General features: G+C 71.1%; 9 protein-coding genes. 5 read left to right on the top strand and 4 right to left on the bottom strand.

Annotated features, from left to right (window positions below; genetic code table 11):
- Positions 1-204 precede the first annotated feature (204 nt).
- Positions 205-1,809 (top strand): trypsin-like serine peptidase, encoded by a 1,605-nt coding sequence (locus tag IEZ07_RS32425; protein ID WP_239321155.1) that lies wholly within the window; start codon positions 205-207, stop codon positions 1,807-1,809.
- A gap of 74 nt (positions 1,810-1,883) precedes the next feature.
- On the opposite strand, the gene IEZ07_RS32420 is transcribed toward IEZ07_RS32425, so the two are convergent.
- Positions 1,884-3,242 (bottom strand): NsdA family TPR-like regulatory protein, encoded by a 1,359-nt coding sequence (locus tag IEZ07_RS32420; RefSeq protein ID WP_191898283.1) that lies wholly within the window; start codon positions 3,240-3,242, stop codon positions 1,884-1,886.
- 389 nt (positions 3,243-3,631) lie between these two features.
- On the bottom strand, positions 3,632-4,825 hold the full coding sequence (locus IEZ07_RS32415; RefSeq protein ID WP_191898282.1) for an NAD(P)-dependent malic enzyme: 1,194 nt from the start codon (positions 4,823-4,825) through the stop codon (positions 3,632-3,634).
- Between the two features lie 268 nt (positions 4,826-5,093).
- Here IEZ07_RS32415 and IEZ07_RS32410 point away from each other — a divergent pair, with 268 nt between their 5' ends.
- Complete coding sequence (locus tag IEZ07_RS32410; protein ID WP_068897745.1) at positions 5,094-5,639, top strand: CGNR zinc finger domain-containing protein; 546 nt, start codon at positions 5,094-5,096, stop codon at positions 5,637-5,639.
- Here the strand turns inward: IEZ07_RS32410 and IEZ07_RS32405 are convergent.
- On the bottom strand, positions 5,594-5,902 hold the full coding sequence (locus IEZ07_RS32405) for a S24 family peptidase (RefSeq protein WP_068897746.1): 309 nt from the start codon (positions 5,900-5,902) through the stop codon (positions 5,594-5,596). The genes IEZ07_RS32410 and IEZ07_RS32405 overlap by 46 nt on opposite strands.
- Before the next feature lie 91 nt (positions 5,903-5,993).
- Here IEZ07_RS32405 and sodN point away from each other — a divergent pair, with 91 nt between their 5' ends.
- From sodN to IEZ07_RS32390, 3 genes are all read left to right on the top strand, one after another.
- A complete protein-coding gene (sodN, locus tag IEZ07_RS32400) occupies positions 5,994-6,395 on the top strand; it encodes a superoxide dismutase, Ni (RefSeq protein WP_068897747.1) in 402 nt (133 codons plus the stop codon).
- A gap of 194 nt (positions 6,396-6,589) precedes the next feature.
- The gene (locus tag IEZ07_RS32395; RefSeq protein WP_068897748.1) at positions 6,590-7,015 is read left to right on the top strand and encodes an ATP-binding protein; all 426 of its coding nucleotides are present in this window, start codon (positions 6,590-6,592) and stop codon (positions 7,013-7,015) included.
- Positions 7,016-7,032: 17 nt separating this feature from the next.
- Positions 7,033-7,812, top strand: coding sequence for an RNA polymerase sigma factor SigF (locus tag IEZ07_RS32390; protein ID WP_203872270.1), 780 nt, complete (start codon positions 7,033-7,035; stop codon positions 7,810-7,812).
- A 34-nt stretch (positions 7,813-7,846) separates the two neighbouring features.
- On the opposite strand, the gene IEZ07_RS32385 is transcribed toward IEZ07_RS32390, so the two are convergent.
- The gene (locus tag IEZ07_RS32385) at positions 7,847-8,260 is read right to left on the bottom strand and encodes a hypothetical protein (protein ID WP_191898281.1); all 414 of its coding nucleotides are present in this window, start codon (positions 8,258-8,260) and stop codon (positions 7,847-7,849) included.
- Between the last annotated feature and the right edge of the window lie 67 nt (positions 8,261-8,327).

The raw sequence follows: 8,327 nt of genomic DNA, 5'->3' as shown, positions 1-8,327 counted from the left end.
CCCAGCTCCACCCGAGGGGCCCGGCGGAATCTCCGCCGGGCCCCTCGGCCATTCCCCCGACGGGTCAGAACGAGTCAGGAAAAGTAACAGAACTCCCAGCAAGTCACCTAGCAGGGCAAAAGCCAGAGTCGATAGGGTTTCCGGAACCCCTCCTGTGACGCCTGTGACGCACCGGGCGCCCGCACCCGATACATGGAGCCCTCTGTGATCCCCCGAGCCAAGCGCTTCCTCCCCGCCTTCGGCGGCGCCCTCACCGCCGCCGCCCTGACCGCGACCGGCCTCGCCACCGCCGCACCCGCGCAGGCCGCCCCCGAGTGGGCCCGCGACAACCTCTCCGCGAGCAAGGCGGACGCCTACTCCGCGGCCTCCTTCTGGCTCGGCTCCAACGGCGCCGCCCTGAAGAAGGCCACGCAGTACAACCGGGACGCCAAGGCCGTCACCCGGCTGGCCACGGGCCGCGGCGGCAGCGTCGCCGACGGCAAGCCCGGCGCGGTGGCGCCGATCGGCGGCGAGAAGGCCGCCACCGCCAAGGTGAAGAACGTCAACCTGCCCAAGACCGTCGGCAAGGTGTTCTTCGTCGACCACAAGGGCGACTACCGCTGGTGCTCCGCCACCTCGATCCAGTCGACCTACCGCAACCTGGTCGCCACCGCAGGCCACTGCGTCTACGACGTCGAGGGCAACCGGGACGTCATGGACCGGTGGGTCTTCGTCCCCGGCTACTACCAGGGCAAGGCCCCGTGGGGCGTCTACGTCGGCCAGGCCGCTTTCACCCACTACAACTTCGCGGCCTACGAGGACTTCGACCACGACTACGCCTTCGTCGCCGTCTACAACGGCTTCGCGCTCAGCGCCCCGAAGGAGGTCACCAAGGGTGAGTTCTCCGCCTGGACCGGCAGCAAGTGGGCCGAGCACGAGGAGCTCAAGGACGTCCCCGGCGGCAAGACCGCTCAGCAGCAGTACGCCGAGGGCTTCGAGAAGTACGGCGAGGCCGGGCCGTACTGGTCCAAGGACTTCGACGTCACCCCGGAGAAGGTCGGTCACGACTACAAGGGCGCCAAGACGCTGACCAAGGTCGAGGTCGTCGAGTCGGCGTACAACGCCGCCGCCAAGAGCACCGCCTCGGACGTCAACGGCGAGCAGTACGCCGTCGACGGCCCGCTCGCGATCTCCAAGGAGGAGTACGACGAGCTCAACAGGAAGAAGGCCGAGGGCGGCTTCCTCGGCAAGCTGACCTACGCGGGCAAGAGCGACGCGCAGACCGCCTGGTTCAAGACCCAGTACTACGTCAAGCAGTGGGTGAAGACCGGTAAGACGATCAAGTACTTCCGGGACCGCTACTACGTCGGCCAGGCCAAGGACACCGGCCGCCTCGGCGACGCCGTCGGCGGTCAGGGATTCGCCTGGAACCAGAAGGTCGGCCAGCCGGTCTACGCCTTCGGCTACCCCGGTGACGCCCACCCCGACGGTGACAAGCCGTTCACCGGCGTGACCATGAAGTACTGCTACGGCAGGACCAACACCCGCACCTACGCCTCCAACGCCTACAAGGTCGAGAACCACGCGGCGCTGAAGTGCTCGATGACCGGCGGCGCCGACGGCGGCCCCTGGCTCATCAAGTACAGCAGCGCCAAGCGCCTCGGCTACGTCAACGGCGTGACCAGCGTCTTCCACGACCAGGACGGCAACGACCGGGTGGACTTCGTCAGCTCGCCGTACTTCGACAGCGACGCCGCCGGGGCCTACCGTCAGGCCCTCATCGTGCGCAACACGCGGATCGTCGGCGACAAGGGCGAGCTCCTCAAGTAGGAGCGGGGAACCGCCCAGGGACGGAAGAGGGGTCCGGCGTGCCGCCGGACCCCCTTTCCGTCCTCCGCTCCCGCTCAGGCCGGGGTGAGCTCCCTGATCCGCTCGTTCAGCTCCACGACGGCGGGCTCCGCCGCGTGCGGCTCCAGCCTCCGGCGCAGGTCGGTCACGTAGGACCGGGTCCGCGCCGACTGCAGCCCTCCCGCCAGCTCCAGCGCCTCGCCCGCCGCCGTGCAGGCCTCCTCCAGCTCGCCGCACTCCAGCAGCCCCGCGGCGAGCAGCGACAGGTTGAACATGCGCCCGCGGACGAACCGCCCGTCCATCTCCAGTGACCGCCGCGCGTGCCGTACGGCCTGCGTCCCGTCGCGCAGGTCGCGGAAGCAGTGGGCGACCTTGGCCGACAGGTAGGCCTCGTCGAAGTAGGCGATCCACTCGGGCTCGTCACCGGGTCTCCTGCGGTCGAAGGCCAGCTCGGCCTGGTGCAGCGCGGCGCGGCAGGCCGTACGGTCGCCCAGCAGGGCCTGCGCGTGGGCCTCCAGCGCGTGCGCCTCGGCCAGCAGGGAGAAGACCCCGGCGCGCTGGGCCGAGAGCCGGGCGGCCCGGGCCAGGTCGAGGGCATGGGCGGGTTGCCCGATGTAGGCGGCCTGGTGGCTCATCCCGGCGAGGATCTCCCCGCCGAGGCCGTGGTCCCCCGCCCCCCGGGCCAGGCGCAGCGCCTGGATCAGGTAGCGCTGGGCGACCCCGTGGTGCTCGAGGTCGTAGGCCATCCAGCCGGCCAGCCGGGTCAGCTCGGCGGCGGCCGAGGCGAGCTCCCTGCCGGTGGCCTCGGCGTAGGAGCCGTCGTTGAGCAGCGGGGCGACCGCGGTGTCGAGGTACTTCACCACCGCCGAGCGGATCCGGCCGCCGCCGAACCTGTTGTCCAGCTCGCCGAAGGACCGGGTGACCTCCCGGATCGCGGCGATGTCGGTCGTGCCCACCCGCCGGGAGCCGCCCGCGACGGGGCGGGACTCCGTGGGGAGGGTTAGCCAGCGCACCGCTCCGACCGAACCGGCCCCGATCGCGAAGGTGGAGTCGACCAGGAACCTGCGCCGCTCCACGTCCGCCCGCCACAGCGCCGTCACGCTCGCCACCCCCTCGTCCCAGGTGTGCGGGAACTCCTGCCCCACGTCGAGGGATGCAGTCGTCGCGGACATGTCCATGTCCTCCGGCGTGACCGTCCGGCCGAGCCGCAGCGAGAAGATCTCCGCGAGCAGGGCCGGGACCGGCTCGCGCGGACGCTGGCCGCCGAGCCAGCGCAGGACGGAGCTGTGGTCGTACTTCAGCCCGGACAGCCCGCGCGCCCGGCCGAGCTCGTTGAGGTTGCGGGCCAGCCCCTTGTAGGTGAACCCGGCCTCGGCGATGAGCCGCTGAAGTGAGCGGTTCGGCTGGCGTTCCATCGTTCTCCTCGCCGTCGAGAATCACCGAGCGCATGGGGGGTGCGCTCGGGCCGCCCGCGGGCACGACGGTGCCCGCGCATGCCCCGGCCCGGAAGGTAAAGGTAACGGAGAGAACTTGTTATAGCACGTTCCGTAAAAGAATTGAGATTCATCGGCAAAGAAGAGCCCCCGCCGGTCGGGCGGGGGCTCTTCGGGGGATGCGCCGGACGACGGGCCGGTGGGGCCCGGACCAGGAGCGATCGGAGTGGCCGCCGGATCGGCGGGATCGGTGCGATCGGCGGGAGCCGACGGCCTTCGGACGGGCGGACGGCCCTCGGACGGGCGGGCGGGTGGCCCGGTCGCGCGGGACCGGCGGGCGGGTGGCCCGGTCGCGCGGGACCGGCACCGGGTCAGAGCCGGGCGACCCCGTCGGCGCGGGCCTGGGCGACGACCGCGGCGGTGACCGCGGGGGCGACCCGCTCGTCGAACGGGCTGGGGATCACGTGGTCGGCGGAGAGCTCGTCGTCGCCGACCACCGCGGCCAGCGCCTCGGCGGCGGCGACCTTCATGTTCTCGGTGATGGTGGTGGCCCGCACGTCGAGCGCCCCGCGGAAGACGCCGGGGAAGGCCAGCACGTTGTTGATCTGGTTGGGGAAGTCCGAGCGGCCGGTGGCGACCACCCGGGCGTGCCTCCTGGCGACTTCGGGGTGGACCTCGGGCGTCGGGTTGGACAGCGCGAAGACGATCGCGTCAGGAGCCATCGAGGCGATGGCCCGCTCGGAGACCGTCGAGCCGGACAGCCCGACGAACACGTCGGCCCCGGCCAGCGCCTCCTCGGTGGAGCCGCGCAGGTCCGCCCGGTTCGTGTCGCGGGCCAGTGCCTCCTTGACCGGGTTGAGGTCGCCGCGGCCCCGGTGGACGATGCCCTTGGAGTCGGAGACCGCGATGTCGCCGATGCCCGCGTTCAGCAGGATGCGGCTGACCGCGACGCCGGAGGCACCGGCGCCCGCCACCACGGCCCGCAGCTCGCCCAGCGAGCGGCCGGTCAGCCGGGCGGCGTTCTTCAGCGCGGCCAGCACGACGATCGCGGTGCCGTGCTGGTCGTCGTGGAAGACCGGGATGTCCAGCAGGTCGCGCAGCCGGTCCTCGACCTCGAAGCACCGGGGCGCGCTGATGTCCTCCAGGTTGATGCCGCCGAACGAGGGTGCGAGCCGGACGACGGTCTCGACCAGGGCGTCCACGTCGGTGCAGTCGAGGCAGATCGGCACGGCGTCGACGCCGGCGAACTCCTTGAACAGCAGGGCCTTGCCCTCCATGACGGGCATGGCGGCGGCGGGACCGATGTCACCGAGCCCGAGCACCGCGGTGCCGTCGGAGACGACGGCCACGACGTTCGAGACCCAGGTGTAGTCGGCTGCGAGCTCGGGCTCCTCGGCGATCGCGGTGCAGACCTTGGCCACGCCCGGGGTGTAGGCGAGGGACAGGTCGTCGGCGTTGCGGACCGGGACGGACGAGCGGACCTCCAGCTTGCCCCCGCGGTGCAGGGCGAAGGCCGGGTCCAGATCGAGGGCTTCGAGGGAGATGGAAGATGGCGAGATTGCCACAGCGACCCCTGTAATCAGTCAGACGGACATTTCCTTCGTAGGCGCCGCAGGAGGCTGGCCCGGCTTCGGTAGCCGCTCGGGACGTGCTCGCTGGAGACGGTCGCCTGGAGGGGTTCGGGGGTCACCCGTTGCTCGATTGTGCCACATGGTGAGACTCCGGCAGGTGACAGGTGGCCCACACTTTCGTTACCGCGGACGTTAACCCGCTCACATGTAATACTTGAACCCCTGAACACCCCTTACTCCGACTCCTCTACGGAAACTCCCGGTGGACCTGATCTCCTACGCCGAGCTGGCCGTGCTGCTCGTCAACAACCCCGACCGCCTCACCGGCCTGGAAGGGCTGCGGACCCTGCTGGAGGAGAGCGGCCGCCCCCGGCAGACCGACCGCCTCACCCCCGGGGACCTCGACGCCCTGCGCGGCCTGCGCGAGGAGCTCGTGGCCGTCTTCGAGGCCGCGGCCGGCGGGGACGAGCGGGAGGTCGTCGACCGGCTCAACGCGCTGCTCCGCCGCCACCCGGTCCACCCGCAGATCGCCGACCACGACGGCGAGCCGTGGCACCTGCACCTCACCGAGGGCGGGCGCTTCTGCGACCAGTACATCGTGGGCGCGGTGATGGGCCTGGCCACCATCGTCACCGACCTCGGTCCGGACCGGCTCGGGCTCTGCCGGGCGGCGCCGTGCCGCCGGGCCTATCTCGACACCTCCTCCAACCGGTCCCGGCGCTACTGCTCGGAGCGGTGCGCCAGCCGGGCCAACGTCGCCGCCTACCGGGCCCGGAAGAAGGTCGGCCAGGACAGCGGCGGCCGGTAGCGCGCGACCACCCGCCCCACCACCGGGACCGGGCCGAAGTCCCAGCTGTCCCGGCGGCCGGAGGCGCGCTGGTTGTCGCTCTCCAGCCACCAGCCCTCGCCGTCGCGCCACGCGGCGCGTTTGACGATCAGCCGGGACGGGTCGGCGGGGAGCCGGGCGAGGACGAGGTCCCCGGACCGGACCGGGGCGCCGCGCCGTACCCAGAGCCAGTCGCCGGGACGCAGCGCAGGCAGCATGGAATCCCCCTCGACACGGACTCTCATGAGCGCGAACCCCTTTCAGCGCGGGCCTGGCGGAGGCGAGTAAGGTCGTTCAAGGACCATGCTGATCTCAGCATCAAGGAAGGATTTTCCGATGCTCGCACGACTTCTGCGCCCCCGGCACGTCGCGTCCGCCCACTGCGACCTGCCCTGCGGCGTGTACGACCCGGCCCAGGCCCGCATCGAGGCCGAGTCCGTCAAGGCCATCATGGAGAAGTACGCCGCCAACGAGGACCCGGTCTTCCGCACGCGCGCGCTGATCATCAAGGAGGAGCGGGCCCAGCTGGTCAAGCACCACCTGTGGGTGCTGTGGACCGACTACTTCAAGCCGCAGCACCTGGAGGCCTACCCCCAGCTGCACCAGCTGTTCTGGGAGGCCACCAAGCTGGCGGGCGCCGCCGCGGCCAAGGGCACCGTCGACTCCTCCAAGGCCGACGAGCTCCTGGCCAAGATCGAGGAGATCTCCAAGATCTTCTGGGAGACCAAGGCCGCCTGATCCGCCGCCGCGGCCGGATTCGCGACCGCGCAGGGCAAGGCGCACCGGCGCCCCGCGGGGCGCCGGTGGGCCGCTCCTCCCACCTCGCGGAACGTCCTTTTTTCCCGTTCCAAATCATCCCGATCGCGAGTCTGATCGGGCCAACAGCCACCTGGGGGCGGTAGGTTGCAGTCAGCGACCTTGCGAGGAGGAACGTGACTGAGCACACCGAGGCGCCCGCGGTCGACGCGGGCGGGATCCGTGACGTGGTGAGCGTCCGGCTGCCGGCTGTGAGCGCATATCTGTCCGTTTTACGTACGGCCACCGCAGGGCTGGCCGCCCGTCTGGACTTCACGCTGGACGAGATCGAGGATCTCCGGATCGCGGTCGACGAGGCGTGTGCGATGTTGTTGACCCAGGCCGTGCCGGGCACCGACCTGACGGCCGAGTTCGAGCTCACCGGACAGGAGATGCGGGTCCGGGTCGAGGTCAGCACGGTGGGCAGCTCCCCGCCCAAGCGCGACGAGTTCGCCTGGATGGTGCTCACCGCCCTGGCGGACGACGTGGACGCCGTGACCGACTCCCCCGACCGTATGGCGATCGTGCTCCGCAAGCGTCGAGGCGCGGCGAGGCCGGCGTGACGGAAAGGACTCGTGCCATGGCCACCAGCGACCACGCGGTCCCCGACAGGGTTCGCGCGCGCACGCTCTTCGGTGAACTGGCGGAGTTGACCCCCGACGACCCGCGACGCCAGCGCATCCGTGACGAGCTCGTCGAGCTCCACCTGCCCCTGGTCGAATACCTCGCCCGGCGCTTCCGCAACCGGGGCGAGTGGCTCGACGACCTGACGCAGGTCGCGACCATCGGCCTGATCAAGTCGATCGACCGCTTCGACCTGGACCGCGGGGTGGAGTTCTCCACCTACGCCACGCCCACCATCGTGGGCGAGATCAAGCGGCACTTCCGCGACAAGGGCTGGGCGGTCCGGGTGCCGCGCCGCCTGCAGGAGCTGAAGCTCTCGCTCACCAAGGCGATCAGCGAGCTGTCGCAGCGCGAGGGGCGGGCGCCCACCGTCGCCGAGCTCGCGGCGTTCCTGAAGATGACCGAGGAGGAGGTGCTCGAGGGTCTGGAGTCGGCCAACGCCTACTCCACGGTCTCCCTGGACGCCCCCGACTCCGGTGACGACGACGCGCCCGCGGTGGCCGACTCCCTCGGCATCGTGGACGACTCCCTGGAGGGCGTCGAATACCGCGAGTCCCTCAAGCCGCTGCTCGAGCGGCTCCCGCCGCGCGAGAAGCGGATCCTGCTGCTGCGGTTCTTCGGCAACATGACGCAGTCGCAGATCGCCACCGAGCTGGGCATCTCGCAGATGCACGTCTCCCGGCTGCTGGCCAGGACCCTGACCCAGCTCCGCGAGGGCCTCACGGCCGAGGACTGACCCGCCGGTCCGGCCTGCCGGACCGGCCTGCCGCTCAGGCCCCGCCGCTCCCGACTCCGTCCGACGGCTCCGCGTCCCCGTAGAGGACCCGGGTCGTCGGCGGGGAGAGCAGCGCGACCAGCGCGGTCACCACCGCGGCGGCCAGGAGGCCGCCGAGCGGGGCCCGGTCCGACTGGAAGAGCGTGACCACGACCGGCACCATGAAGATCTGGGTCAGCACCCCCGGGCTCCGCGTCCACTTCTCGGCCCGCAGCAGTCCCCAGGCCACCCGGAGCAGGAGCGCTCCCACGAGGAGCCCGAAACCGGCGACGAAGGCCGAGCTCATCGCATCGGACGGGTTCCCGACCACGGTCTCGACCGCGACGTAGCCGCCGAGGAGCAGGGCGGTGAGTCCTTCCAGCGCGAGGACGGCGGCGGCGACGGTGAGGGTCGGCGGGCGGTTCTGCACAGGGCAACCCTACAGCCGACGTCGATAGACACCGCTTTCGTCGCCTCTGGGCTGTTATTGCCGGATA

Origin of the sequence: Planomonospora parontospora (assembly GCA_014647935.1) — a bacterium.
Lineage (GTDB): Bacteria > Actinomycetota > Actinomycetes > Streptosporangiales > Streptosporangiaceae > Planomonospora > Planomonospora parontospora.
This window is presented reverse-complemented; position numbering and strand designations above follow the sequence as displayed.